This is a genomic window from Salmonella sp. SAL4457 (assembly GCF_046548235.1).
Lineage (GTDB): Bacteria > Pseudomonadota > Gammaproteobacteria > Enterobacterales > Enterobacteriaceae > Salmonella > Salmonella enterica.
Map to the genome: position 1 here is coordinate 442,433 of NZ_JBGDZO010000004.1, position 25,408 is coordinate 467,840.

Sequence of the window (25,408 nt, forward strand, 5' to 3'; positions counted from 1 at the left end):
TGAAGTCGTTAATGGCTAGAATGAACCGGAATGCGGCTCTAAACTCATCCCATAATCGCTGATTAATCGCCACGTTACCGTGCCATGAGGGGCGGCAGTAGAACCCAATTTAAATGACGCTGATGATTTTGGCGGAACGAAGGTCGCTGATTTCACTTCATGGCTGTTAAGCGTCACACTGGCAAAGTTCATATAATAGGGAGTGGGGTTATTTACGGTAATAACATCACCTGCCGTCTGCCATTTTAATTGTTGGCTCTGGCTATCAGGCGTTGATTTTGTTAATGCTGGCGGTCGATATATAAGCTTTATTTGGGTATTAATGGAGATTTCCACGCGGTTCGCGGAGGCATTATCATCAATAGAAGGAATACCCTTAATATTGAGCCAGTACATAGATTCCCGATCTGCAGGTAGGGGGGCGCCAGAGCGAATAACCCGAATACTGTTCTTTTGCCCGGCATCAAGGCGAAAAAGAGGCGGGGTGATAATAAACGCCTGCTTATTTGTGACCTGGGGATCGGCAACCGATAACCATGACTGAACAAGATTCGCTTTGCTGTCTTTATTCTCTACATTGATTGACGACTCATCATTATTGCCGTCGAAAACCAGTCGGGTTCCGCCAACAACAATGCTGGCATGGGCAACATGGCTTGTCAGTAATACGACCAACACGGATTTCTTTATGTGTTTCATTTTTTACTCTGTAAAGATGTTTTACGCTATGGACTGGCATCCTGCCTGTCCACATCAGGATGAGAATGCCTTACTGATACGAAACGGTATACGTAACCTGAGTGCTAACATCTCCACCGGTTACGGTTGCGGAACCATCGTTTGCCATGGCGGCGTAATAGATAAAGTCTGCTTTCGAGCCGTCGGTTGGCAGGTTTACTGCAGCATCATCCGTGTTATCTGTCACATCGCTATGTGAGGCGTTCTGAATAGAAATACCGACACCCGCGGCGCCCGTTTCCGATCCTTCGTCCGCGTTTTTGAAGTACGTTGGGTTGGAATCATCCGTTGCGCCGTGGAAGCGGAACATGGCCTGGGTTGGTACGCCAGTCCCTGCTTCCGGGCAGCTAACCAGGCTTACGGTAAACGGCACGTAATCGGTTGTGGCGCCTTTTTCCGCGATGCGTTCTTTGCTGTAATTACCTAAATCAATGGTGGTATCCGTGGAGCCATTAACCTGAACCGTACACGCCTGATCGTAAATTTTGCCATTGAACGTAATCGTGTTCTGGGCAAATACCGGTGTGGATGCTACGGCAGTTAACATTGCCAGGATGATAATTTTCTTATTAAACATATTAATTGTTGCCTGATTCTATTCGCTGAAAAATAAAGATAGCTATATAAAATAAAATATTATATTTTACTCTGTATGCGCTTCTTTCTGTTCTGTAGATAAGCAGGCGGCTATTCTACGTATATCAACTATGAACTCAATGAAAATTCTGATGCAATATTGAACGGCAGTCCAGTTTCGGACTCGGTAACAAAGTTTAATAAAATACCACTAAAGAAGTATGGTTGATGACTGGATTTATAGAGCAAGATCTCTTTTTTGATAATAGTTATTATTTCCTGGAGGATTTATTTAACTCTATATTGCTTTATTTTTAAGAGTATACGACGCTTGTCCGTTTAAAATGAAACCGGCAGGTTTCGAAGCTCTAACAGTCTTCCATGCAGTATTTTTATATAGTCCCCCGCTTTTAGTTCTGAAAGTACCTGCATGATACGGCTGCGTGAAAGCCCGGTTCTCTGCTGTATGAAGTTCTGTGCGTTGATCTCAAATCGTGAGCTTTCAGGATACGACCACAGTTCAAGTAACAGCGCTTTTATCTGGCTATAGGCGTCCTGCCCGATAAGGTTTCTGTCACGGTTAGTCATGAAAGCAATGCGGTACATCAGGATGTTCGAAATGTCACGCCAGAGATGCTTTTCATCGGCTATTTCCACAAAATCTTTTACTGGGACAGGATAATATTCACAGGTGGTTTCGGCGATAAAAAAGACGTCTGAATTCTCTTCTAACTGGTATAAGTCAGCATAGGCATCTACAAGGCCTAAAATCATTGGTGAGACACCGCAGCCCATTACAATGCTGTCGATACGCCGACATACTTTAATAGCGCCTTTAGTGATTAACAGGATGTGGGATTGATTATCAATCTTGATATCCAGTGTTTTACCGGCCGTAATAGTGACAGGGGAGATGTTTTGAATAACGTGCCGATGAATATTTAAAATGGCTTGCAGGTTTTTTTCTTTCCCTGTGGGACGATACACATTCCCGCCGTTTAACTGCTTCATATCTTCCCCATTATTATGGCTGATAAAGTGGTTGACTATTAAAAGGTAAAGATAAATTTAATATTCACTTAAAATTATAATTAAGTAAATTAAAATAGCCAACAAGAATATTTAAGTCAATGTATTCACCTTATCAATGCATGAGCGACAACGCTGTTTGTAAGGTTAACCATAGTAAATGTGATGATTTTATTTGCAATCATTTTATGACAGCTATCATAGGTACCGTGCTTAACGAGCGCGTAGAGCGTACAGGATAGCGAAGCGATGAACATCGCTGTTGTAGGATACGAATGAGAGAAAAGTACAAAATGCAGGCGGGCGGCGTTTTACTGAGCGAAATCGCCGCCTGCCGGAACTCCTCCCGGCGGGAGTCATAAGCGGTTAGCGGTACTGGACGATCAGGCTTTGAATCTCCGGATGATCTTTTAACGACACGTGCCGTACCGTGGCGATTCCATTCATCAACGAAATAGCGTTTCCAGACGGTGTGGCGACTGTCTGTAAATGGGGGATATTATTCCGCAAACATGATACCTCGATATTGCGATCGTGAGGCGCAAGATTACAACCATATTCGACAATCTGGCCTTTGAAATGAATAACGCCTGCGGAGACCGGCGCGGTAGCAGCCAGCGCGGCTGATGAAGCTGACATCGCTGCACAAAACAGGTAGCAGCATAATGGTGATTTTTTCATCCTTTGAAACCTCACGTCCTGTGAGCATCCCCTTATTTTTTGGGGACTAACAAATCCCGTGTATTACTCTTTAATGTAAATACACAAACTACCTTAACTTTCGCAAGCTGAGATAAACAGCGCTATACGACAATTTTTATGTAAAAGAGTACGTCATAACGGCAGGTCAGGAGGGAAAGCGAGGCCGCTTAGCGGAAGGGGGACATAAGAAACAGCCAGTAAGAATAACTTACCGGCTGTTTTTACGGTTTGGCGCCTGGGCCGAATTAATCCTGCAGGTCGCCGCAGAAGCGATAACCTTCGCCGTGAATGGTGGCGATGATTTCCGGCGTATCCGGCGTGGATTCGAAATGCTTACGAATACGACGAATGGTAACGTCAACAGTACGGTCATGCGGCTTCAGCTCGCGGCCGGTCATTTTCTTCAACAGCTCTGCGCGCGACTGAATTTTGCCAGGGTTTTCGCAGAAGTGAAGCATCGCGCGGAACTCGCTGCGCGGTAGTTTATACTGCTCGCCGTCCGGGCCGATCAGTGAACGACTGTTGATATCCAGTTCCCAACCGTTGAACTTGTAGCTTTCAACGCTACGACGCTCTTCGCTGACGGTACCCAGGTTCATGGTACGGGACAGCAGGTTGCGGGCACGGATGGTCAATTCGCGTGGGTTAAACGGTTTGGTGATGTAATCATCCGCGCCGATTTCGAGGCCGAGAATTTTGTCGACTTCGTTATCGCGGCCCGTCAGGAACATCAGCGCAACGTTAGCCTGTTCACGCAGTTCACGCGCTAACAGGAGACCGTTTTTCCCTGGCAGATTGATATCCATGATCACCAGGTTGATGTCATATTCAGAGAGGATCTGATGCATTTCCGCGCCATCTGTCGCTTCGAATACATCATAGCCTTCCGCTTCGAAAATACTTTTCAACGTGTTGCGTGTTACCAACTCGTCTTCAACGATAAGAATGTGCGGGGTCTGCATGTTTGCTACCTAAATTGCCAACTAAATCGAAACAGGAAGTACAAAAGTCCCTGACCTGCCTGATGCATGTCGCAAATTAACATGATCGGCGTAACATGACTAAAGTACGTAATTGCGTTCTTGATGCACTTTCCATCAACGTCAACAACATCATTAGCTTGGTCGTGGGTACTTTCCCTCTGGACCCGACAGTGTCAAAAACGGCTGTCATCCTAACCATTTTAACAGCAACATAACAGGCTAAGACGTACCGGACACCTAATAAAACTACGCTTCGTTGACATATATCAAGTTCAATTGTAGCACGTTAACAGTTTGATGAAATCATCGTAGCTAAATGCTAGCTTTCATCACAAATTTGCAATATTCCAACTAGTTACGTAAGCCAACTAATAAATGTGATGAATCCAAAGAACAGGATCTATTTTAAATTAAATTATCCTAAATAAACAGCAGGATAACGATGTTCTGTTAACATAAACAGCAATAGTACAGATACGCAATAGTGTAGCGTCTTTTACGAAATCAAAAATGCTTTTTCAGTGATATCCGTTAAAATTTTGTAAATTTGCGAAGCGTAATATGCTTACAAACGCCAGCTAATTTCCTGTAAATTAGTCAAAAAGAGTAATGAAATGCGTGTAACAATCGTTCTTGTCGCTCCCGCCAGAGCGGAAAATATCGGCGCAGCCGCCCGGGCTATGAAGACCATGGGATTTACTGACCTGCGTATTGTCGACAGCCAGGCGCACCTGGAGCCCGCCACCCGTTGGGTCGCACATGGATCTGGAGATATTATTGATAATATTGAGGTTTTTCGCACCCTTGCCGACGCGCTCCACGATGTGGATTTTACCGTCGCGACGACAGCCCGCAGCCGGGCAAAATTTCATTACTACGCTTCGCCCGCTGAACTGGTTCCCTTATTACAGGAAAAATCACGCTGGATGCGTCATGCCGCGCTGGTTTTTGGCCGTGAGGATTCCGGTTTGACCAATGACGAGCTGGCGCTGACGGATGTGTTGACCGGCGTGCCGATGGCGGCGGATTACCCTTCGCTCAATCTGGGGCAGGCGGTCATGGTGTATTGCTATCAATTAGCAGGTTTAATGCAACAGACCACAGAATCCGTTGATATTGTTGATGAATCGCAATTACAGGCGTTACGCGCGCGCCTTTTACGCCTGCTAACGACTCTGGAGGCGGCCGATGACCACAAATTAACCGACTGGCTACAACAGCGAATCGGCCTGCTGGGACAGCGAGATACGGTAATGTTGCACCGTTTGATCCATGATATTGAAAAAAAACTAACAAAATAACGTGCTGTAATTTTTAAAATAATAAGAGATTACGTCTGGTTGCAAGAGATCATGACAGGGGGAATTGGTTGAAAATAAATATATCGCCAGCAGCACATGAACAAGTTTCGGAATGTGATCAATTTAAAAATTTATTGACTTAGGCGGGCAGATACTTTAACCAATATAGGAATACAAGACAGACAAATAAAAATGACAGAGTACACAACATCCATGAACCGCATCAGCACCACCACCATTACCACCATCACCATTACCACAGGTAACGGTGCGGGCTGACGCGTACAGGAAACACAGAAAAAAGCCCGCACCTGAACAGTGCGGGCTTTTTTTTCGACCAGAGATCACGAGGTAACAACCATGCGAGTGTTGAAGTTCGGCGGTACATCAGTGGCAAATGCAGAACGTTTTCTGCGTGTTGCCGATATTCTGGAAAGCAATGCCAGGCAAGGGCAGGTAGCGACCGTACTTTCCGCCCCCGCGAAAATTACCAACCATCTGGTGGCGATGATTGAAAAAACTATCGGCGGCCAGGATGCTTTGCCGAATATCAGCGATGCCGAACGTATTTTTTCTGACCTGCTCGCAGGACTTGCCAGCGCGCAGCCGGGATTCCCGCTTGCACGGTTGAAAATGGTTGTCGAACAAGAATTCGCTCAGATCAAACATGTTTTGCATGGTATCAGCCTGCTGGGTCAGTGCCCGGATAGCATCAACGCCGCGCTGATTTGCCGTGGCGAAAAAATGTCGATCGCGATTATGGCGGGACTTCTGGAGGCGCGTGGACATCGCGTCACGGTGATCGATCCGGTAGAAAAACTGCTGGCGGTGGGCCATTACCTTGAATCTACCGTCGATATCGCGGAATCGACTCGCCGTATCGCCGCCAGCCAGATCCCGGCCGATCACATGATCCTGATGGCGGGCTTTACTGCCGGTAATGAAAAGGGTGAACTGGTGGTGCTGGGGCGTAATGGCTCTGACTACTCTGCCGCCGTGCTGGCCGCCTGTTTACGCGCTGACTGCTGTGAAATCTGGACTGACGTCGATGGCGTGTATACCTGTGACCCGCGCCAGGTGCCGGACGCCAGACTGCTGAAATCGATGTCCTACCAGGAAGCGATGGAACTCTCTTACTTCGGCGCCAAAGTCCTTCACCCTCGCACCATAACGCCTATCGCCCAGTTCCAGATCCCCTGTCTGATTAAAAATACCGGTAATCCGCAGGCGCCAGGAACGCTGATCGGCGCGTCCAGCGACGATGATAATCTGCCGGTTAAAGGGATCTCTAACCTTAACAACATGGCGATGTTTAGCGTCTCCGGCCCGGGAATGAAAGGGATGATTGGGATGGCGGCGCGTGTTTTCGCCGCCATGTCTCGCGCCGGGATCTCGGTGGTGCTCATTACCCAGTCCTCCTCTGAGTACAGCATCAGCTTCTGTGTGCCGCAGAGTGACTGCGCGCGTGCCCGCCGTGCGATGCAGGATGAGTTCTATCTGGAGCTGAAAGAGGGGCTGCTGGAGCCGCTGGCGGTTACTGAGCGGTTGGCGATTATCTCTGTTGTCGGCGACGGTATGCGCACGCTACGCGGCATTTCAGCGAAATTCTTCGCCGCGCTGGCGCGGGCCAATATCAATATCGTGGCGATCGCTCAGGGATCTTCTGAGCGTTCCATTTCTGTGGTGGTGAATAACGACGATGCCACCACCGGCGTGCGGGTAACGCACCAGATGCTGTTCAATACCGATCAGGTGATTGAAGTGTTTGTCATTGGCGTCGGCGGCGTCGGCGGCGCGCTACTGGAACAGCTTAAACGTCAGCAAACCTGGCTGAAGAACAAGCACATCGATCTACGCGTGTGCGGCGTGGCGAACTCAAAGGCGTTGCTAACCAATGTGCATGGCCTGAATCTGGACAACTGGCAGGCGGAACTGGCGCAAGCGAACGCGCCGTTCAATCTGGGACGCTTAATTCGCCTGGTGAAAGAATATCATCTACTCAATCCGGTGATTGTTGATTGTACCTCCAGTCAGGCGGTGGCCGACCAGTATGCCGACTTCCTGCGTGAAGGATTCCATGTGGTGACGCCAAACAAGAAAGCGAACACCTCGTCGATGGACTACTACCATCAGCTACGTTTCGCCGCCGCGCAATCACGGCGAAAATTCTTGTATGACACCAACGTCGGCGCCGGTTTGCCGGTAATCGAAAACCTGCAAAACCTGCTGAATGCCGGTGATGAACTGCAAAAATTTTCCGGCATTCTTTCCGGGTCGCTCTCTTTTATTTTCGGTAAACTGGAAGAGGGGATGAGTCTCTCACAGGCGACCGCCCTGGCGCGCGAGATGGGCTATACCGAACCCGATCCGCGCGACGATCTTTCCGGTATGGATGTGGCGCGGAAACTGTTGATCCTCGCCCGCGAGACGGGCCGCGAGCTGGAGCTTTCCGATATTGTGATTGAACCGGTGTTGCCGGACGAGTTTGACGCCTCCGGCGATGTGACCGCCTTTATGGCGCATCTGCCGCAGCTTGACGACGCGTTTGCCGCCCGTGTGGCGAAAGCTCGTGATGAAGGTAAGGTATTGCGCTATGTGGGCAATATCGAAGAGGATGGCGTGTGCCGCGTGAAGATTGCCGAAGTTGATGGTAACGATCCGCTCTTCAAAGTGAAAAACGGTGAAAACGCGCTGGCGTTCTACAGCCATTATTATCAGCCCTTGCCGTTGGTGCTGCGCGGCTACGGCGCAGGCAATGATGTGACGGCGGCGGGCGTGTTTGCCGATCTGTTACGGACCCTCTCATGGAAGTTAGGAGTTTAACATGGTGAAAGTGTATGCCCCGGCTTCCAGCGCGAACATGAGCGTCGGTTTCGACGTGTTGGGCGCGGCCGTCACACCCGTTGACGGCACGTTGCTGGGCGATGTGGTATCCGTTGAAGCAGCGGACCATTTCCGTCTGCATAACCTGGGGCGATTTGCCGATAAACTGCCGCCGGAGCCGCGTGAAAATATTGTTTATCAGTGCTGGGAACGTTTTTGCCAGGCATTGGGGAAAACCATCCCGGTGGCGATGACGCTGGAAAAAAATATGCCGATTGGTTCCGGGTTAGGGTCCAGCGCCTGTTCCGTCGTCGCCGCGCTGGTCGCGATGAATGAGCACTGCGGCAAACCGTTAAACGACACGCGTCTGTTGGCGCTGATGGGCGAGCTGGAAGGCCGTATCTCCGGCAGCATCCATTACGATAACGTCGCGCCGTGCTTTCTTGGCGGTATGCAGTTGATGATTGAAGAAAACGGCATTATTAGTCAGCAGGTGCCGGGCTTTGATGAGTGGCTATGGGTACTGGCTTATCCGGGCATTAAAGTTTCCACCGCAGAAGCACGGGCCATTTTGCCTGCGCAGTATCGCCGTCAGGATTGCATTGCGCATGGACGGCATCTGGCCGGTTTTATTCACGCCTGTTACTCGCGGCAGCCGCAGCTTGCCGCCGCGCTGATGAAAGATGTTATTGCCGAACCATACCGCGCGCGTTTACTGCCGGGCTTTAGCCAGGCGCGACAGGCGGTGTCGGAGATCGGCGCGCTGGCGAGCGGGATTTCCGGGTCGGGGCCGACGCTGTTTGCGCTATGCGATAAACCGGAGACGGCGCAGCGCGTCGCGGACTGGCTGAGCAAACATTATCTGCAAAATCAGGAAGGCTTCGTCCATATTTGCCGGCTGGATACGGCGGGCGCACGAGTAGTGGGATAATCAATGAAACTCTATAATCTGAAAGACCATAATGAGCAGGTCAGCTTTGCGCAGGCCGTCACGCAAGGACTGGGCAAACAGCAGGGACTTTTTTTTCCGCACGAACTGCCGGAGTTTAGCCTGACGGAAATTGATGAGATGCTCAACCAGGACTTTGTCAGCCGTAGCGCAAAGATCCTCTCGGCATTTATTGGCGATGAAATACCGCAGCAAATTCTGGAAGAGCGCGTCCGCGCGGCGTTTGCGTTCCCGGCGCCGGTAGCGCAGGTAGAAAGCGATGTCGGCTGCCTGGAGCTGTTCCATGGTCCGACGCTGGCCTTTAAAGACTTCGGCGGGCGTTTTATGGCGCAAATGCTGACGCATATCAGCGGCGACAAACCGGTGACGATTCTGACCGCAACGTCAGGTGATACCGGCGCGGCGGTGGCTCACGCGTTCTATGGCCTGGAAAATGTGCGGGTCGTTATTCTCTACCCGCGCGGTAAAATCAGTCCGTTGCAGGAAAAACTGTTCTGTACGCTGGGCGGCAACATTGAAACCGTGGCGATCGACGGCGATTTCGACGCTTGCCAGGCGCTGGTGAAACAGGCATTTGATGACGAAGAACTGAAAACGGCGCTGGGGCTGAATTCGGCTAATTCGATTAATATCAGCCGCCTGTTGGCGCAAATTTGCTACTACTTTGAAGCCGTGGCGCAACTGCCGCAGGGGGCGCGTAACCAACTGGTGATCTCCGTCCCCAGCGGCAACTTTGGCGATTTGACGGCAGGACTGCTGGCGAAGTCGTTAGGCCTACCGGTGAAACGCTTTATCGCCGCCACCAACATTAACGATACGGTGCCGCGTTTCCTGCAGGACGGGAAGTGGGCGCCAAAAGCGACGCAGGCGACCCTGTCGAATGCGATGGATGTCAGCCAGCCGAATAACTGGCCGCGCGTGGAGGAGCTATTCCGCCGTAAAATCTGGCGTCTGACTGAGCTGGGCTATGCGGCGGTGGATGACACTACGACACAACAGACGATGCGCGAGCTGAAAGCGAAAGGTTATATCTCGGAACCTCATGCGGCGGTAGCGTATCGGGCATTACGCGACCAGTTAAACCCTGGCGAGTATGGCTTGTTTCTCGGAACGGCGCATCCGGCGAAGTTTAAAGAAAGCGTGGAGTCCATTCTGGGAGAAACGCTGGCCTTGCCTGAAGCGCTCGCCGAACGCGCCGATCTGCCGCTGCTTTCACATCATCTGCCTGCGGATTTTGCCGCCCTGCGTAAGCTGATGATGACCCGCCAGTAACCATTGCGCCCGGTGGCGCTGTCGCTTACCGGGCCTATGGGGTGGTGTCGATTTGTAGGCCGGATAAGGCGTAACCGCCATCCGGCGATGCCGTTACTGCTCGTAGCGTTTAAAGACCAGCTCGTCTTGTGTGGAGGTTTCTTCATCAAAGAAATACCCTTCACGGTCAAACGCGGTAAGCTGTTCCGGCTTCGTTAAGCGGTTTTCAATAATAAAACGGCTCATCAGTCCGCGCGCTTTTTTGGCGTAGAAGCTTACCACCTTAAACTTGCCGTTTTTCTCATCAAGGAACACGGGCTTAATCAGTTCGGCATTCAGTTTCTTCGGCTTCACCGATTTAAAATATTCCTCGGAGGCCAGATTCACTACCACCCGATCGCCCTGCGCCTCAAGCGCTTCGTTGAGCTTATCGGTAATGATATCGCCCCAGAATTGATAAAGATCTTTGCCGCGCGGATTCTCCAGGCGAATCCCCATCTCCAGACGATAAGGCTGCATTAAATCCAGCGGGCGCAATACGCCATACAAGCCAGAGAGCATACGCAGATGTTGTTGAGCAAAATCAAAATCCGCGTCGTTGAACGTTTCCGCCTGTAGGCCGGTATAAACATCGCCTTTGAACGCCAGAATCGCCTGGCGTGCATTATCCGGCGTAAAATGAGGCTGCCAGTCATGAAAACGCGTGGCGTTGAGATCCGCCAGTTTGTCGCTAATTCCCATCAGCCTGGAAATTTGCGGCGCCGAAAGCTGGCGGGCCTGTTGAATAAGCTGCTGGCTGTGATCCAATAGCTCCGGCTGGGTATAGCGGGTCGTGGCCAGCGGGCTTTGATAATCAAGCGTTTTTGCAGGTGAAATCAGAATCAGCATATCCAGTCCTTGCAGGGAATTTTCTGCGACTTTAGCAAAAAAACGCCGCAGAGTTGACCGATGGTTGCGATTGTCGGCTTAATCGCGCGATGCCGCATCCCAGGTATCTGGCGCCAGTTGTGGTTCGATATCCGGGAAGCGCCGCGGATCGAACTGCGGTCTTACGCCCAGTTTCCGTTGTCGCAGATAATCGCCGGCGAGGGTATACACCACCGGTGAGAGCAACAAAATCGCCGTCAGATTGGTAATAGCCATACAGGCCATGATCATGTCAGCGAGCTGCCATATCAGCGGAAAACTGATGAGCGTACCGGCGATGACCATGCCAAGCGTCGCAAGGCGTAATAGCCAGATGGCCTTTGCGTTATGTAACCGCAGAAAAAACAGATTGTTCTCGGCGTAAATATAGTTGGCGACGATAGAACTGAACGCGAACAGAATGACGATAAGCGCGACAAAACTGGCGCCCCATTCACCGGTCAACGAAACCATTGCATGTTGGAGAAGCTGAATGCCTTCTGTTGACGAATGGGACGCGTGATTCCCCGCCAGCAGGATAATCATCGCGCTGGCGGTACAGATGATAATGGTGTCGCTGAATACGCCAATCATTTGCACAATCCCCTGCGCGACAGGATGAGGTGGATACGACGTTGCCGCTGCGGCCGCATTAGGCGTTGACCCCATTCCCGCTTCATTAGAGAACATCCCACGCTGAAAACCGCTGGTAATAGCCTGGGTGAGCGTATATCCGGCTGCGCCTGCCGCGGCTTCCTGCCAGCCAAATGCGCTTTTGACTATCGAGGCGATAACGCCAGGCATTTGCTCAATATGCCAGAGGCAAATGAATACGCTGCCGGCGACCCACAATAACGCGATGATGGGAATCAACCATTGCATCAGACGGGCGACGCCTTTGATGCCGCGAATGATAATTAACAGGGCACAGAACGCCAGAGCAATGCCGGAGATAAGCGGCGGAATGTTGAAGGCGAAATGGAGCGCGCGTGAGACGGCATTCGCCTGCACGCTATTAAAAATCAACCCGTAGGCGACGAGCAGAAAGAGGGCGAAAACCACGCCCATCCAGCGCATTCCCAGCCCACGCGCCATATACCACGCCGGGCCGCCGCGGAACTGGCCTGTCGGGTCACGTTCTTTATAAAGCTGGGCAAGCGAACACTCGGCGAAGGAGGTCGCCATGCCAATGATGGCCGAGACCCACATCCAGAATACCGCGCCGGGACCGCCTGCGGCGATAGCCAGCGCCACGCCGGCCAGATTACCGCTGCCAATCCGCGCCGCGAGGCTGGTACACAGTGCCTGAAATGACGTCAGGCCGCCTGGCTGCGGGCTAAGGCTGCCTTTCAGACTGCGGCTAAATTGGCGAATATAACGAAATTGAATGAATCCGGTACGCCAGGTAAACCAACATCCTGCGCCGAGCAGCAGGTAAATCATTACCGAGCCCCAGAGTATTTCGTTAATAAAACTGAAAAACTCAGGCATTAACGTCCCTCTTGTTGATGCCGTCACGCTTTGATGATCCTGTATAAGCGTGACCCATGATGTAGATGACCTTGTCAGACTAATATTAACGGCAGTTTACCATAAATACGGCGGTATCCTTTAATTGCGCATCAACCGTCGGCAGATACGCAAACAGTTCACAAGGGCAGCCAGGTGCATGTAGGCGGTTGCGCTGTGAGTGCGTCGTGTTATCATCAGGGTAGACCGGTTACATCCCCTAACAAGCTGTTTAAAGAGAAACTCTATCATGACGGACAAATTGACCTCCCTTCGTCAGTTCACCACCGTAGTGGCTGATACCGGAGATATCGCGGCAATGAAGCTGTACCAGCCGCAGGATGCTACAACTAACCCTTCTCTCATTCTTAACGCAGCGCAAATCCCGGAATATCGTAAGCTGATTGACGATGCTGTCGCCTGGGCGAAGCAGCAGAGCAGCGACCGCGCGCAGCAGGTTGTTGACGCGACCGATAAGCTGGCGGTGAATATTGGCCTGGAAATCCTGAAGCTGGTGCCGGGGCGTATTTCTACCGAAGTTGACGCGCGTCTGTCTTATGACACTGAAGCGTCTATCGCCAAAGCAAAACGTATCATTAAACTCTACAATGATGCGGGTATCAGCAACGATCGTATCCTGATCAAGCTGGCGTCCACCTGGCAGGGCATTCGCGCAGCCGAACAGCTGGAAAAAGAAGGCATCAACTGTAACCTGACGCTGCTGTTCTCCTTCGCGCAGGCGCGTGCGTGCGCCGAAGCGGGCGTCTACCTGATCTCGCCGTTCGTAGGTCGTATTCTTGACTGGTATAAAGCCAATACCGACAAGAAAGACTATGCGCCAGCTGAAGATCCGGGCGTGGTTTCCGTAACGGAAATCTACGAGTACTACAAACAGCATGGTTACGAAACCGTCGTTATGGGCGCAAGCTTCCGTAACGTAGGCGAAATTCTGGAGCTGGCGGGCTGCGACCGTCTGACTATCGCGCCGGCATTGCTGAAAGAACTGGCGGAAAGCGAAGGGGCGATTGAGCGTAAGCTCTCTTTCTCCGGCGAAGTCAAAGCGCGTCCGGAACGCATTACCGAAGCCGAGTTCCTGTGGCAGCATCACCAGGACCCCATGGCGGTGGACAAACTGGCGGATGGTATCCGTAAGTTTGCGGTAGACCAGGAAAAACTGGAAAAAATGATCGGCGATCTGCTGTAATCATTAACGCGTGGCCCTGATATGGGTCACGCTACCTCTTCTGAAACCTGTCTGTCCTTCCCTTCGCAGTGTATCATTCTGTTTAACGAGACTGTTTAAACGGAATAATCATGGATACCTTACGTATTGGCTTAGTTTCTATCTCCGACCGCGCTTCAAGCGGCGTTTACCAGGATAAAGGCATTCCTGCGCTTGAGGAGTGGCTCGCTTCTGCGCTGACCACGCCTTTCGAGGTCCAGCGGCGCTTAATTCCTGATGAACAGGAAATTATCGAGCAAACGTTGTGTGAACTGGTTGATGAGATGAGCTGTCATCTGGTGCTGACCACTGGCGGTACCGGTCCGGCGCGTCGCGACGTCACGCCGGACGCGACCCTTGCCATCGCCGACCGTGAAATGCCAGGTTTTGGCGAACAGATGCGCCAGATCAGCCTGCGCTTTGTGCCGACCGCCATTCTTTCCCGCCAGGTGGGCGTTATCCGTAAACAGGCGTTAATTCTTAATCTGCCTGGACAGCCAAAATCGATCAAAGAAACGCTGGAAGGCGTAAAAGCGGACGATGGCAGCGTTAGCGTGCCGGGCATTTTTGCGAGCGTGCCGTATTGCATACAGCTGCTTGACGGGCCGTATGTCGAAACCGCGCCGGAAGTGGTTGCCGCTTTCCGTCCAAAGAGCGCCAGACGTGAGAATATGTCGTCCTGACCGGGAGATACTGATAGTAGGGTTATTCCTCCCGGTGCGGGAGGAATAAAAGAGATTTAGTGCGCCTCGCCGATTGGCAGAATAGTGCGGCCAAATTGCTCGTTTAGCACTTCACCCATCGCCAGATAAATAGCGCTGGCGCCGCAAACCAGACCAACCCAGCCTGCGATATGGATAGTTGCTTCGTTACCGGTGATATTGCCGACCGCCAGCAGAGCGAACAGTACGGTCAGGCTCAGGAAAACAAATTGCAGCGCGCGGGCGGCTTTCAGCGTACCGAAGAACATAAACAGCGTGAACACGCCCCACAGACCTAAATAAGCGCCGAGTAGCTGAGCGTCAGGCGCATCCGTCAGACCCATTTTCGGCATCAGCAGGATAGCGACCAGCGTCAGCCAGAACGAACCGTAAGAGGTAAAGGCCGTTAAACCAAAGGTATTGCCTTTTTTGTACTCCAGCAGACCGGCAAAAATTTGCGCGATACCGCCGTAGAAAATCCCCATCGCCAGAATAATACCGTCCAGGGCGAAAAAACCGGCATTGTGCAGGTTAAGCAGAATGGTGGTCATGCCGAAGCCCATCAGGCCCAGCGGTGCCGGATTAGCCAACTTAGTGTTGCCCATAATTCCTCAAAATCATCATAATTGAATGGTGAAATAGTTTCCCAGAATAACGAGTTCCGTATTCGGGGCGCGGCATAATAATCAGGGGGAAGAGGACTGTCTATGATCTAATAAGGGGGAAAAGAAAATATTTCCCCCAGTGAGGGCATTCACGCCTGAACGGCTGCCATCATTCGTCGCAGGCAGGCTATTTGCAAGACCGCCGGAATAGTCACGCGATACGCGCTGCCGCTCATCGCTTTGACGCCGTTTAACGCCGCGCCGACCGGGCCGCCAAGACCTGCGCCGCGCAGCAATCCGTGGCCCAGGATGCTCATTGCGGCATGGGTACGCAAAATGCGGGTAAGCTGGGTGGAAAGCAGGTGGGAGACCCCTTTTGCCAGACTGCGATCTTTCATGAGCAGCGGCAGCAGTTCTTCCAGTTCAGAAACTTTGGCGTCTACGGCTTGCAGAAATTCCTGCTTATGCGCCGCGTCCATCTTCTGCCAGGTATGACGTAAAAAATGCTCCAGCAGTTGCTGTTCTATTTCAAACGTCGACATGCTTTTATCTGCTTTGAGTTTTAGCCGTTTTGCGACATCCAGCAGAATCGCGCGGTACTGTTTTCCGTGTCCGCGCAATTTGTTGGCGATACTGTCGCCGCCGTAATGCTGAAACTCGCCGGCAATGAGCTGCCAGTTACGGCGGTGTTGCTCCGGGTGACCTTCCATCGCTTTGAACAGTTCGTTATGACTAAGGACGCTTGACAAGCGAGCTTTGCCCTTTTCGTTATGCGTCAGCAAACGGGCGAAATCGGCGAGTTGTTCTTCGCTACAATGCTGAAGAAAGTCTAAATCCTCGTCGTGTAAATAGGTGACGTTCATTTTCAGTCTGGCTTTTGGAATAGAAATAACAGCGATTAATCGTCGCCAATGACTTTAAGTCTCGCCATATCGGAAGAATTTACCGTATGGCCTGAGAAGGTAATCTTTGATACGCAGCGTTTGTTGTCGTTATCGCTATTAATATTGATCCAGCCTGTTGTCTGGCCCTCTTTGATTGAGGAAGGGACGTTCAGGCTTTGGCTGGCGCTACGCGCAGTTTTAAAATAGACGGATGCGCCGCTAAGTTCGATGTCGCCGTGATCCGCCGTGAGTTGAATGCGCTTCACGATGCGGCAGACGGGAATTTTCAGCGTGAGATCGTTCGTTTCATTTCTGGGCATGGCAATAACACCCAGTATTTTATGGTCGTTCGCGTGCGCGACGCTACTTAACGCCAGGCCGAAAAGCAGGCTGGCGGAAATCGTTAACACAGATCGCATGAAATTTCTCTTTGACGGGTTCAATAAGCAATACCGTCTATCATACTCTGCTCATGGCAACGATTCAGTTTTGTAATCTTTTCTTTTTATTACAATTTTTCTGTGAATGGTATTCGTTTTTTAATTTATTTCATGAATATTTATCTGTCTGGTTTTCCATCGCGCCCTCTCGTCACTAAAAAATTTTTTCATCTCCCCCTTGATGACGTGGGTTACGACCCCATCTTGTAGTCAACCGCAGTGGTGAGTCTGAAAAAAAACGATTCAGGGTAGTTGAAACCGCACGTTTCGCCCTTATTACAGATTCACAACCACATGATGACCGAATTTTTAGTGGAGACGTTTAGATGGGTAAAATTATTGGTATCGACCTGGGTACTACCAACTCTTGTGTAGCGATTATGGATGGAACGCAGGCACGCGTGCTGGAGAACGCCGAGGGCGATCGCACTACGCCTTCTATCATTGCTTATACCCAGGATGGTGAAACTCTGGTTGGTCAGCCGGCTAAACGTCAGGCAGTGACAAACCCGCAAAACACCCTGTTTGCGATTAAACGCCTGATTGGCCGCCGCTTCCAGGACGAAGAAGTTCAACGTGACGTTTCTATCATGCCGTACAAAATCATCGGCGCCGACAACGGCGACGCATGGCTTGATGTGAAAGGTCAGAAAATGGCGCCGCCGCAGATTTCTGCCGAAGTGCTGAAGAAAATGAAGAAAACGGCTGAAGATTATCTGGGCGAACCGGTAACTGAAGCGGTTATCACCGTACCGGCTTACTTTAACGATGCGCAGCGTCAGGCAACCAAAGATGCTGGTCGTATCGCGGGGCTGGAGGTTAAACGTATCATCAACGAACCGACTGCCGCAGCGCTGGCTTACGGTCTGGATAAAGAAGTCGGCAACCGTACTATCGCGGTTTACGACCTCGGTGGTGGTACTTTCGATATCTCTATTATCGAAATCGACGAAGTTGATGGCGAAAAAACCTTTGAAGTTCTGGCAACCAACGGTGATACCCACCTGGGTGGTGAAGACTTCGATACCCGCCTGATCAACTACCTCGTTGACGAGTTTAAGAAAGATCAGGGCATTGACCTGCGTAACGATCCGCTGGCCATGCAGCGCCTGAAAGAAGCCGCAGAAAAAGCCAAAATCGAGCTGTCTTCTGCGCAGCAGACCGACGTGAACCTGCCGTACATTACCGCAGATGCCACCGGTCCGAAACACATGAACATCAAAGTGACTCGTGCAAAACTGGAAAGCCTGGTTGAAGATCTGGTGAACCGTTCTATCGAGCCGCTGAAAGTCGCACTGCAGGACGCTGGCCTGTCCGTGTCTGATATCAACGACGTGATCCTCGTCGGCGGTCAGACCCGTATGCCAATGGTGCAGAAAAAAGTGGCTGAATTCTTTGGTAAAGAGCCGCGTAAAGACGTTAACCCGGACGAAGCTGTGGCTATCGGCGCAGCGGTACAGGGCGGCGTGTTGACCGGTGATGTGAAAGACGTACTGCTGCTGGACGTTACCCCGCTGTCTCTGGGTATCGAAACGATGGGTGGCGTGATGACTCCGCTTATCACCAAAAACACCACCATCCCGACCAAGCACAGCCAGGTGTTCTCTACTGCGGAAGACAACCAGTCTGCGGTAACCATCCATGTGCTGCAGGGTGAGCGTAAGCGTGCGTCTGATAACAAATCTCTGGGTCAGTTCAACCTGGATGGCATCAACCCGGCACCGCGCGGTATGCCGCAGATCGAAGTCACCTTCGATATCGATGCTGACGGTATCCTGCACGTCTCCGCGAAAGATAAAAATAGCGGTAAAGAGCAGAAGATCACTATCAAGGCGTCTTCTGGTCTGAACGAGGAAGAAATTCAGAAAATGGTTCGCGATGCAGAAGCGAACGCTGAATCCGACCGTAAGTTCGAAGAGCTGGTTCAGACCCGTAACCAGGGCGACCATCTGCTGCACAGCACCCGTAAGCAGGTTGAAGAAGCAGGCGATAAACTGCCGGCTGATGACAAAACCGCTATCGAGTCTGCCCTGAGCGCGCTGGAAACTGCCCTGAAAGGCGAAGATAAAGCCGCTATCGAAGCGAAAATGCAGGAACTGGCGCAGGTTTCCCAGAAACTGATGGAAATCGCTCAGCAGCAACATGCGCAGCAGCAGGCTGGCTCCGCTGACGCTTCTGCAAACAACGCGAAAGATGACGACGTTGTCGACGCTGAGTTTGAAGAAGTAAAAGATAAAAAATAATCGCCCTTTGAACGGGTAATTACTGGCACGGGCGAAGAGGTTTCCTCTCCGCCCGTGTATGCATGTTAAGGGCAGATAAAAAGAGATGGCGAAAAGAGATTACTACGAGATTTTAGGCGTTTCCAAAACAGCGGAAGAGCGTGAAATCAAAAAGGCGTATAAGCGCCTGGCCATGAAATATCATCCGGACCGCAATCAGGGTGATAAAGAGGCCGAAGCTAAGTTTAAAGAGATTAAAGAAGCCTACGAAGTGCTGACCGATGCGCAAAAACGCGCAGCCTACGATCAGTATGGTCACGCCGCGTTTGAACAAGGCGGTATGGGCGGCGGATTTGGCGGCGGCTTTAATGGCGGCGCTGATTTCAGTGATATCTTTGGTGACGTTTTTGGCGATATCTTTGGCGGCGGGCGTGGTCGCCAACGTGCGGCGCGTGGGGCTGATTTGCGTTATAACATGGATCTCACCCTGGAAGAAGCGGTGCGTGGCGTGACCAAAGAGATCCGTATTCCGACGCTGGAGGAGTGCGACGTTTGCCACGGCAGCGGCGCGAAAGCTGGCACGCAACCGCAAACCTGTCCGACCTGTCATGGTTCTGGTCAGGTACAGATGCGCCAGGGATTTTTTGCTGTACAGCAGACCTGCCCACACTGTCAGGGCCGCGGTACGCTGATCAAAGATCCGTGCCATAAATGTCACGGTCATGGGCGTGTTGAAAAGAGTAAAACTCTGTCCGTTAAAATCCCGGCGGGCGTGGATACCGGCGATCGTATTCGTCTGGCAGGCGAGGGCGAAGCGGGCGAGCATGGCGCACCGGCAGGCGACTTGTACGTTCAGGTCCAGGTGAAACAACACCCTATTTTCGAGCGTGAAGGCAATAATCTTTATTGCGAAGTGCCGATCAACTTTGCGATGGCGGCGCTCGGCGGTGAAATTGAAGTGCCGACGTTAGATGGTCGCGTGATGCTGAAAGTACCGAGCGAAACACAAACGGGCAAGCTGTTCCGTATGCGCGGCAAAGGCGTGAAGTCCGTACGCGGTGGTGCGCAGGGCGATTTGCTGTGCCGTGTGGTGGTTGAAACGCCGGTCGGTCTGAGCGAAAAACAGAAGCAATTGCTAAAAGATCTTCAGGAAAGTTTTGGCGGCCCGACGGGAGAGAAAAACAGCCCGCGTTCAAAAAGCTTCTTTGACGGCGTGAAAAAATTCTTTGACGATTTGACTCGCTAACCTTTTTCCCGTTGTATTTTTCTTCAGCCCGGGTGTATGTATATCCGGGCTTTTTTCTGCCTGTACGCGCCCAGGCTTCTGCTAAACGCATCGTATCCTCTCATTTGTTGGTATTTTGTTTTACTGATAAACAAATTGATGTTAATCAGCAGGTTTGCATACGCTCATTTTTAAAAAAAATGTAATGTGATGACATTAACGATTGCTTTTTTAGACGCTGTGAATTGATTTATCTTGAGTATTATCTATATTGCTTTTTTTAGTTTCCGGAGGCAGACAGCGAATGGGATCGAAAGGTGCCAACAAGAGCTTTGATTATAATTTAATCAAAATTCTTGACGCTGTTATTTTGTCAGGAAATGCGGCTATGGCGGCAAAAAAGTTAGGCATTACACCGGCTGCCGTTTCTCTGGCGTTAAAGCGCCTGCAGAGTTATTACCCGGAAGAACTGTTTAGTAGAGGGAAAGGCGGGCTCATCCCCACAGCTAAGGCTGTCGACATTCACCAAAATTTCAGTCAGGTGATGAAACTGGTGGATGACACATTTCTCTGTAATAGCAAAAAAGATGAAGCGTTCCAGATAACGTTATTAGGCAGTGATATTGTTGAAAGCTATTATCTTTCTCAGCTCTATAACAGCGATATATTTGACCGTATTTTGATAAATCATTTCACTGTCAGAAATATGAGTCGGGAGCATATCAGCGAACTTCTGTTTACTGCGCAAGGCGATCTGTTGATTAGTGCCGAACCTTTGCTGGAGTCCGGCATAGAGAATCAAATTATTGATAGTTTTAAATCATTTGTTTGTATCTGTAGCAGTAAACACATGCTGAGTACCCTCTCACAACTGTCGCTACATCATTTTTATTCTTCGCGTCATGCGTTATATCAGCCGGGGATGGGGGCTTCAGTGATATATCATGATAGCGAATTATTTAAGGATGATCTTTACTATACTGGCAGGCGTATTGTCGGCTATCGCAGTGATTCGCTTAACGGTTTGATGAGCATGATCGAACGAACCTCATTGATTGCATTGATGCCTTTGAAATTAGCGCTTTTTTATAAAAATCATCGTAAATATGACATTAAATTTATTCAGCCTCCGCCCGAACTGGCTTTGAAGTCAGTTCAGGTCTATGCATCCTGGAATAAAAATAGTAGAAATATATCGACGATTAATGAGATGGTAAGTATGTTACAAACACTTTCCTCCTTCCGTCGCTAATACACCTCATTTTTACGCTTTGATTTAATATGGTTTTAAATGATGTGCTTTGATTTTTACCCTCCTGACAGGGCGCTTACACTCCTTGTGTTAATTATTCATTTATAATGATTTCGGAGTGTTAAAATGTCTATTCCCAACCATGTGTCGACAACGGAAGTTGTGCTATTGGAGCTAGAGATCTTACTCACTATTATTTCGATTGGCGCGTGGGGAGGCTTTGTCAGCTATCTTTTACGCAAAGATAAGACAGAATATAATAGTTCTCATGAAAGTATTAAATATTGCTTAACGCAGATCGTGATTTCCTGCTTCACCAGTTTCTTGTTAAGCGCGATTGCGATCGAAAAAGAATGCAGTTTCAACATTGTTCTGTTGGCGGCAGGCTTAGGCGGTGTTTTCGCGAGTCCGATCTTAAAGATTCTTGGGCGGCGGATTAAAAAAATTATCGAAGGTAATAATTCAGATTAATTATCATTTGCAGTATCAGGCTCATCCGTGAGCCTTTTACGCGTCTTTTTTCAGCCTGGTCTAGGTCACTCTATTCTTGATCCAGCCATAAATAAATTGTTCGTTATTGTGGTTTTTCTCAGCAACGTTTAAGTAGTACGTGCCCTGACTGCAATTGAGGGCTTTCACCAAAACGGCTTCCCCTTCCTGGCCTCGCCAGGCCAAATAATGTTCGAGAGCGGCAAGCGTCCGCGGGCCAATATTGCCATCCACATGAATATCCGGGTAGCGTTTACCTTCGTGATTAAAGACGTTCAACCAGCGTTGCAGCCACGCGCTGGGGTGGTAAGCGCCTATGTTGACTGCCGCATCGCACAGCTCGAAGGAGACTGGCCACGATAGCGTCGAGATGACGTCAAAACCTGGTTTTATCCAGTAATCCTCTTCGAGAATCGCGTAGGCTTCAGCGTGGGTCAGATCCCGCATATCGCCAGCATAGCCATGCGCTCGCGCCGTGGCTTCGGTAATGCCCCAATGGGTGGCGCCGCCTTTATCTTTAGGGTTAAATACGTAACCGCCTTCAAGCGCAATAATTCCATCTATAATTGGATTCATCTTCCCTTTCCTTCGCTTAGTGAATATGCAGATACATGAGAGAACCTAACGTTACTGAAAATACGGTCGTCAGGGCGGCGATGGTTTGCCGTACAATCTGTTTTTTTCTTCCCTTTGTTTCGCTATCCGTCGCGATAATGGCGATATCACTATTCACTTTGAGACCCTGTCTTGGAATGGTAATAAAAAGATCGTTAATACCAAGCGCTTTAAGGTCACGTCTGATTAAATAGAGAATCTGCGTTAGATTTGCATCATTAACATAGTGGCTTCGACTTCCCCATAACGCAGTGGTTATTTTTTGTCGCTCGATAATCTCCAGATGAGCATTCTCGATGATGAAACTGAGACATTTGGCTCTCATCGCAGTCATTTTAATAACCTGTGAATTTGAGACCGTCCTCAGTTCATATTTACCTTCATTGTAAATGCAATTGCTATTAATGATATAAGTTTTCATAACGTCTTCCTTTAGAAATGTACATCTTGGTTGTCTGTGGTGACTATATTGTATGAGAAATGTCTTAATCCAATAAATGTCACTGGTTTTATTGTATTGTCATTGTCTATAGCGAGTGTAATCACATTATTTCATTGTAATTAAATGATATTTAATTACATGATAAATGATATTTACTATGTTCTCACCAGAACGGAGTAAGCGGGCGCTGAGAGGTGTTGTTTTCTCTTCGTTAGACGGTGTTGTTAACCTCATTTTTATGATTTTTATATCATCTAAAAAGATGATGTTTTGTGATTAGCTATTTTTTATGCCTGTAACGATTATGGACCCCGCAGAACGAGCTGCGACAATTTTGAAACGTAAAAGGAAATTTGAAAATGGCTACAAGCAAACTGATTCAAGGCGATACGATTACTGAAACTACCCATGCAGCGAATGGTTTTGACCCTGCAACAAGCGATGATAAAATAAGCTATACTTCCGCTCGTGTTGCGAAACCGGTATACAATAAATATAAAAATTCCACGACTAAACCGAAGGTATTTGGTTATTACACCGACTGGTCACAGTATGACAGCCGTCTGCAAGGCAATATGTCCCAACCGGGCCGTGGTTATGATTTAACCAAAGTTTCACCGACAGCTTATGACAAACTGATTTTTGGCTTTGTTGGCATCACCGGTTTCAGAAAAATTGATACAGAAGACCGCGATGTCGTAGCAGAAGCGGCAGCGCTGTGCGGCAAAGTGAAATATGAGCCGACCTTCCTCGACCCATGGGGCGACTTCCAGTCTTATATCAACCTCGGCTTTGATGTCAGCGGCTGGGATGTGGATCCGAAGACTGTAACTCAGTCTAACGCCAAGGGTCTGCTGGGCGCGCTGCGTGATATGCAGGCAAAAGCGAAAGCCGCAGGTCACACGCTGGCGCTCTCCATGAGTATCGGCGGCTGGAGCATGAGTAACGGGTTCCACGAAACCGCCGCTTCTGACTCTTCTCGTAAAATCTTCGCCAAAGGCGTGGTGAAACTGTTCAAACAGTTCCCGATGTTCAGCGAAGTGGATATTGACTGGGAATACCCGAACAATGAAGGGGCGGGCAACCCGTTTGGTCCGGAAGATGGCGCTAACTACGCGCTGCTGATTGCCGAACTGCGTAAACAGCTTGATTCCGCGGGTCTGAGCAATGTGAAGATCTCTATTGCCGCTTCTGCTGTCACTACTATTTTTGACTATGCGAAAGTAAAAGATCTGATGGCTGCCGGCCTGTATGGCATCAACCTGATGACCTATGACTTCTTCGGTACGCCGTGGGCGGAAACGCTGGGCCACCACACCAACCGCAAAGCGCTGGAAGAGGGCGGCTGGGCTGTCGAAACTATCGTTGATCACCTGCTGGCGGAAGGTTTCTCCGCTGACCGTATCAACATCGGTTATGCCGGCTATACCCGTAACGCTCGTCAGGTAGAAATTGAATCCCTGTCGCCGCTGAAAGGTTCTTACAACCCAGGTTCAGGCCCTACTACCGGTTCCTTTGAATCCGGCACCAGTGAATGGTATGACGTCATTTATAGCTACCTGGATCTGGAAAACCAGAAAGGCCGTAACGGTTTCAACGTTTACACCGACCAGGTCGCTGACGCTGACTACCTGTATAGCCCGGAATCCAAACTGTTTTTATCCCTGGATACGCCGCGTACCGTCAAAGCAAAAGGCGAATATGCAGCGAAACTGGGCCTGGGCGGCGTGTTTACCTGGACTATCGATCAGGACAACGGCGTGCTGGTTAACGCCGTGCGTGAAGGTCTGGGTTATGAAATCGAATCTGAAGTTATCGATATGGAACCGTTCTACTTTGAAGGTATCAATGTAGAAAAAGATGAAGAGCAGAGCGACAGCGACGACGCGCAGAAGGTCAACCACGCGCCGAAAGCGGCGATTGAACTGCTGGTCGTAGGCGGATCTACGGTACAGCTGTCTGGCGCAGGTTCTTCTGATGAAGATAACGATGAGCTGTCCTTTAGCTGGGGCGTGCCTTCTCAAATCGATGTGGCAGACAAAACGGCTGAAATCATTGAGGTTGTGGTACCGGAAGTTAGCGAAAAAACAGCCTTCCAGTTCACCCTGTTTGTACGCGACTGCTACAACGAACCGTCCTCTCAACAGCGCTTTGTTCTGACGGCTGTGCCTGCGCTATCTCAGGTTCAACCGGAACCGGAAGAGGAAGAAGAGATTATCGTTCCTGTACCGGACGAGGAAGAAGATACCACGCCGGCTGAGGATGATACGCCAGCAGATGACAAAACGTCACCTTACGCGCAGTGGGATGCTTCTACCGTTTATGGCGCAAACTGGGGTTCTTTCGAAATCGTTAGCTGGAAAGGCCATAACTATCAGGTGAAATGGTGGTCTATGGGCAACCAGCCTGACCTGAACTGCGGTGTCGGCGGTGCATGGACCGATCTTGGCGCTTACTAATACACGGTATTAAGCCGATGTATTGGGCTTCATGATTCAAGCCCCGGTTTACCGGGGCTTTTCTCCACCAGGGACAGAGGAAGAG

At 50.1% G+C, this 25,408-nt stretch carries 25 protein-coding genes and 1 other annotated feature; of the genes, 13 read left to right on the top strand and 12 right to left on the bottom strand.

Going from position 1 to position 25,408, the window contains the following annotated elements; genetic code table 11:
- Positions 1-15: 15 nt before the first annotated feature.
- The 5 genes from sthA to arcA form a co-directional block, all read right to left on the bottom strand.
- Positions 16-699: a fimbrial biogenesis chaperone SthA gene (gene sthA, locus ACLJNW_RS15870; protein WP_000680522.1), complete on the bottom strand. Its 684-nt coding sequence runs from the start codon at positions 697-699 to the stop codon at positions 16-18.
- 70 nt (positions 700-769) lie between these two features.
- Positions 770-1,315, bottom strand: a complete 546-nt coding sequence (locus tag ACLJNW_RS15875; protein WP_000482236.1) for a fimbrial protein — start codon at positions 1,313-1,315, stop codon at positions 770-772.
- 338 nt (positions 1,316-1,653) lie between these two features.
- Positions 1,654-2,325 (bottom strand): winged helix-turn-helix transcriptional regulator, encoded by a 672-nt coding sequence (locus tag ACLJNW_RS15880; protein WP_000811635.1) that lies wholly within the window; start codon positions 2,323-2,325, stop codon positions 1,654-1,656.
- A gap of 384 nt (positions 2,326-2,709) precedes the next feature.
- Entirely contained in the window at positions 2,710-3,024 is a 315-nt protein-coding gene (locus ACLJNW_RS15885; protein ID WP_000749515.1) for a hypothetical protein, read from the bottom strand.
- A 266-nt stretch (positions 3,025-3,290) separates the two neighbouring features.
- On the bottom strand, positions 3,291-4,007 hold the full coding sequence (arcA, locus tag ACLJNW_RS15890; RefSeq protein WP_001194359.1) for a two-component system response regulator ArcA: 717 nt from the start codon (positions 4,005-4,007) through the stop codon (positions 3,291-3,293).
- Positions 4,008-4,102: 95 nt separating this feature from the next.
- Between arcA and yjjY the strand changes: the two genes are divergently transcribed.
- From yjjY to thrC, 6 genes are all read left to right on the top strand, one after another.
- Entirely contained in the window at positions 4,103-4,243 is a 141-nt protein-coding gene (yjjY, locus tag ACLJNW_RS15895; RefSeq protein ID WP_001541509.1) for a protein YjjY, read from the top strand.
- 399 nt (positions 4,244-4,642) lie between these two features.
- Positions 4,643-5,329: a tRNA/rRNA methyltransferase gene (locus ACLJNW_RS15900; RefSeq protein ID WP_024154846.1), complete on the top strand. Its 687-nt coding sequence runs from the start codon at positions 4,643-4,645 to the stop codon at positions 5,327-5,329.
- A gap of 213 nt (positions 5,330-5,542) precedes the next feature.
- A complete protein-coding gene (gene thrL, locus ACLJNW_RS15905) occupies positions 5,543-5,608 on the top strand; it encodes a thr operon leader peptide (RefSeq protein WP_001575544.1) in 66 nt (21 codons plus the stop codon).
- Positions 5,544-5,664, top strand: a sequence feature (Thr leader region). It overlaps the preceding gene by 65 nt.
- 25 nt (positions 5,665-5,689) lie before the next feature.
- Entirely contained in the window at positions 5,690-8,152 is a 2,463-nt protein-coding gene (gene thrA, locus ACLJNW_RS15910; protein WP_001264677.1) for a bifunctional aspartate kinase/homoserine dehydrogenase I, read from the top strand.
- 1 nt (position 8,153) lies between these two features.
- On the top strand, positions 8,154-9,083 hold the full coding sequence (gene thrB / locus ACLJNW_RS15915) for a homoserine kinase (protein WP_000241685.1): 930 nt from the start codon (positions 8,154-8,156) through the stop codon (positions 9,081-9,083).
- Between the two features lie 3 nt (positions 9,084-9,086).
- Positions 9,087-10,373, top strand: coding sequence for a threonine synthase (gene thrC / locus ACLJNW_RS15920; RefSeq protein WP_000781109.1), 1,287 nt, complete (start codon positions 9,087-9,089; stop codon positions 10,371-10,373).
- A 93-nt stretch (positions 10,374-10,466) separates the two neighbouring features.
- On the opposite strand, the gene yaaA is transcribed toward thrC, so the two are convergent.
- Positions 10,467-11,240 (bottom strand): peroxide stress protein YaaA, encoded by a 774-nt coding sequence (gene yaaA, locus ACLJNW_RS15925; protein ID WP_000906175.1) that lies wholly within the window; start codon positions 11,238-11,240, stop codon positions 10,467-10,469.
- 78 nt (positions 11,241-11,318) lie between these two features.
- Positions 11,319-12,749 (bottom strand): alanine/glycine:cation symporter family protein, encoded by a 1,431-nt coding sequence (locus ACLJNW_RS15930; protein WP_001113812.1) that lies wholly within the window; start codon positions 12,747-12,749, stop codon positions 11,319-11,321.
- 268 nt (positions 12,750-13,017) lie between these two features.
- Here ACLJNW_RS15930 and tal point away from each other — a divergent pair, with 268 nt between their 5' ends.
- Positions 13,018-13,971, top strand: coding sequence for a transaldolase (gene tal / locus ACLJNW_RS15935; RefSeq protein WP_000130175.1), 954 nt, complete (start codon positions 13,018-13,020; stop codon positions 13,969-13,971).
- A 110-nt stretch (positions 13,972-14,081) separates the two neighbouring features.
- Positions 14,082-14,672 (top strand): molybdopterin adenylyltransferase, encoded by a 591-nt coding sequence (gene mog / locus ACLJNW_RS15940; RefSeq protein WP_000380373.1) that lies wholly within the window; start codon positions 14,082-14,084, stop codon positions 14,670-14,672.
- Between the two features lie 56 nt (positions 14,673-14,728).
- On the opposite strand, the gene satP is transcribed toward mog, so the two are convergent.
- From satP to ACLJNW_RS15955, 3 genes are all read right to left on the bottom strand, one after another.
- Positions 14,729-15,295 carry an acetate uptake transporter gene (gene satP / locus ACLJNW_RS15945; protein WP_000528527.1) on the bottom strand — a complete coding sequence of 189 codons (567 nt, stop codon included), beginning with the start codon at positions 15,293-15,295 and terminating at the stop codon, positions 14,729-14,731.
- Positions 15,296-15,444: 149 nt separating this feature from the next.
- Positions 15,445-16,158 carry an acidic protein MsyB gene (msyB, locus tag ACLJNW_RS15950; RefSeq protein ID WP_001103477.1) on the bottom strand — a complete coding sequence of 238 codons (714 nt, stop codon included), beginning with the start codon at positions 16,156-16,158 and terminating at the stop codon, positions 15,445-15,447.
- Between the two features lie 35 nt (positions 16,159-16,193).
- Positions 16,194-16,598 (bottom strand): DUF2541 family protein, encoded by a 405-nt coding sequence (locus tag ACLJNW_RS15955; protein WP_001258090.1) that lies wholly within the window; start codon positions 16,596-16,598, stop codon positions 16,194-16,196.
- Positions 16,599-16,945: 347 nt separating this feature from the next.
- On the opposite strand from ACLJNW_RS15955, the gene dnaK reads away from it, so the two are divergent.
- The 4 genes from dnaK (at position 16,946) to ACLJNW_RS15975 (ending at position 21,789) form a co-directional block, all read left to right on the top strand.
- A complete protein-coding gene (dnaK, locus tag ACLJNW_RS15960) occupies positions 16,946-18,862 on the top strand; it encodes a molecular chaperone DnaK (RefSeq protein ID WP_000516126.1) in 1,917 nt (638 codons plus the stop codon).
- An 85-nt stretch (positions 18,863-18,947) separates the two neighbouring features.
- Entirely contained in the window at positions 18,948-20,087 is a 1,140-nt protein-coding gene (gene dnaJ, locus ACLJNW_RS15965) for a molecular chaperone DnaJ (RefSeq protein ID WP_001119009.1), read from the top strand.
- 283 nt (positions 20,088-20,370) lie between these two features.
- Positions 20,371-21,318, top strand: a complete 948-nt coding sequence (locus ACLJNW_RS15970; RefSeq protein WP_000534907.1) for a LysR family transcriptional regulator — start codon at positions 20,371-20,373, stop codon at positions 21,316-21,318.
- A gap of 126 nt (positions 21,319-21,444) precedes the next feature.
- Positions 21,445-21,789, top strand: a complete 345-nt coding sequence (locus ACLJNW_RS15975; RefSeq protein WP_000026889.1) for a phage holin family protein — start codon at positions 21,445-21,447, stop codon at positions 21,787-21,789.
- 60 nt (positions 21,790-21,849) lie between these two features.
- Here ACLJNW_RS15975 and ACLJNW_RS15980 read toward each other — a convergent pair whose 3' ends face one another.
- Together ACLJNW_RS15980 and ACLJNW_RS15985 are read right to left on the bottom strand one after the other, a co-directional pair.
- A complete protein-coding gene (locus tag ACLJNW_RS15980; RefSeq protein ID WP_001068132.1) occupies positions 21,850-22,383 on the bottom strand; it encodes a glycoside hydrolase family 108 protein in 534 nt (177 codons plus the stop codon).
- A 16-nt stretch (positions 22,384-22,399) separates the two neighbouring features.
- Positions 22,400-22,843 carry a transcriptional regulator gene (locus tag ACLJNW_RS15985; protein WP_000860681.1) on the bottom strand — a complete coding sequence of 148 codons (444 nt, stop codon included), beginning with the start codon at positions 22,841-22,843 and terminating at the stop codon, positions 22,400-22,402.
- A 380-nt stretch (positions 22,844-23,223) separates the two neighbouring features.
- On the opposite strand from ACLJNW_RS15985, the gene ACLJNW_RS15990 reads away from it, so the two are divergent.
- Positions 23,224-25,323: a glycosyl hydrolase family 18 protein gene (locus ACLJNW_RS15990; protein WP_001622319.1), complete on the top strand. Its 2,100-nt coding sequence runs from the start codon at positions 23,224-23,226 to the stop codon at positions 25,321-25,323.
- Positions 25,324-25,408 lie beyond the last annotated feature (85 nt).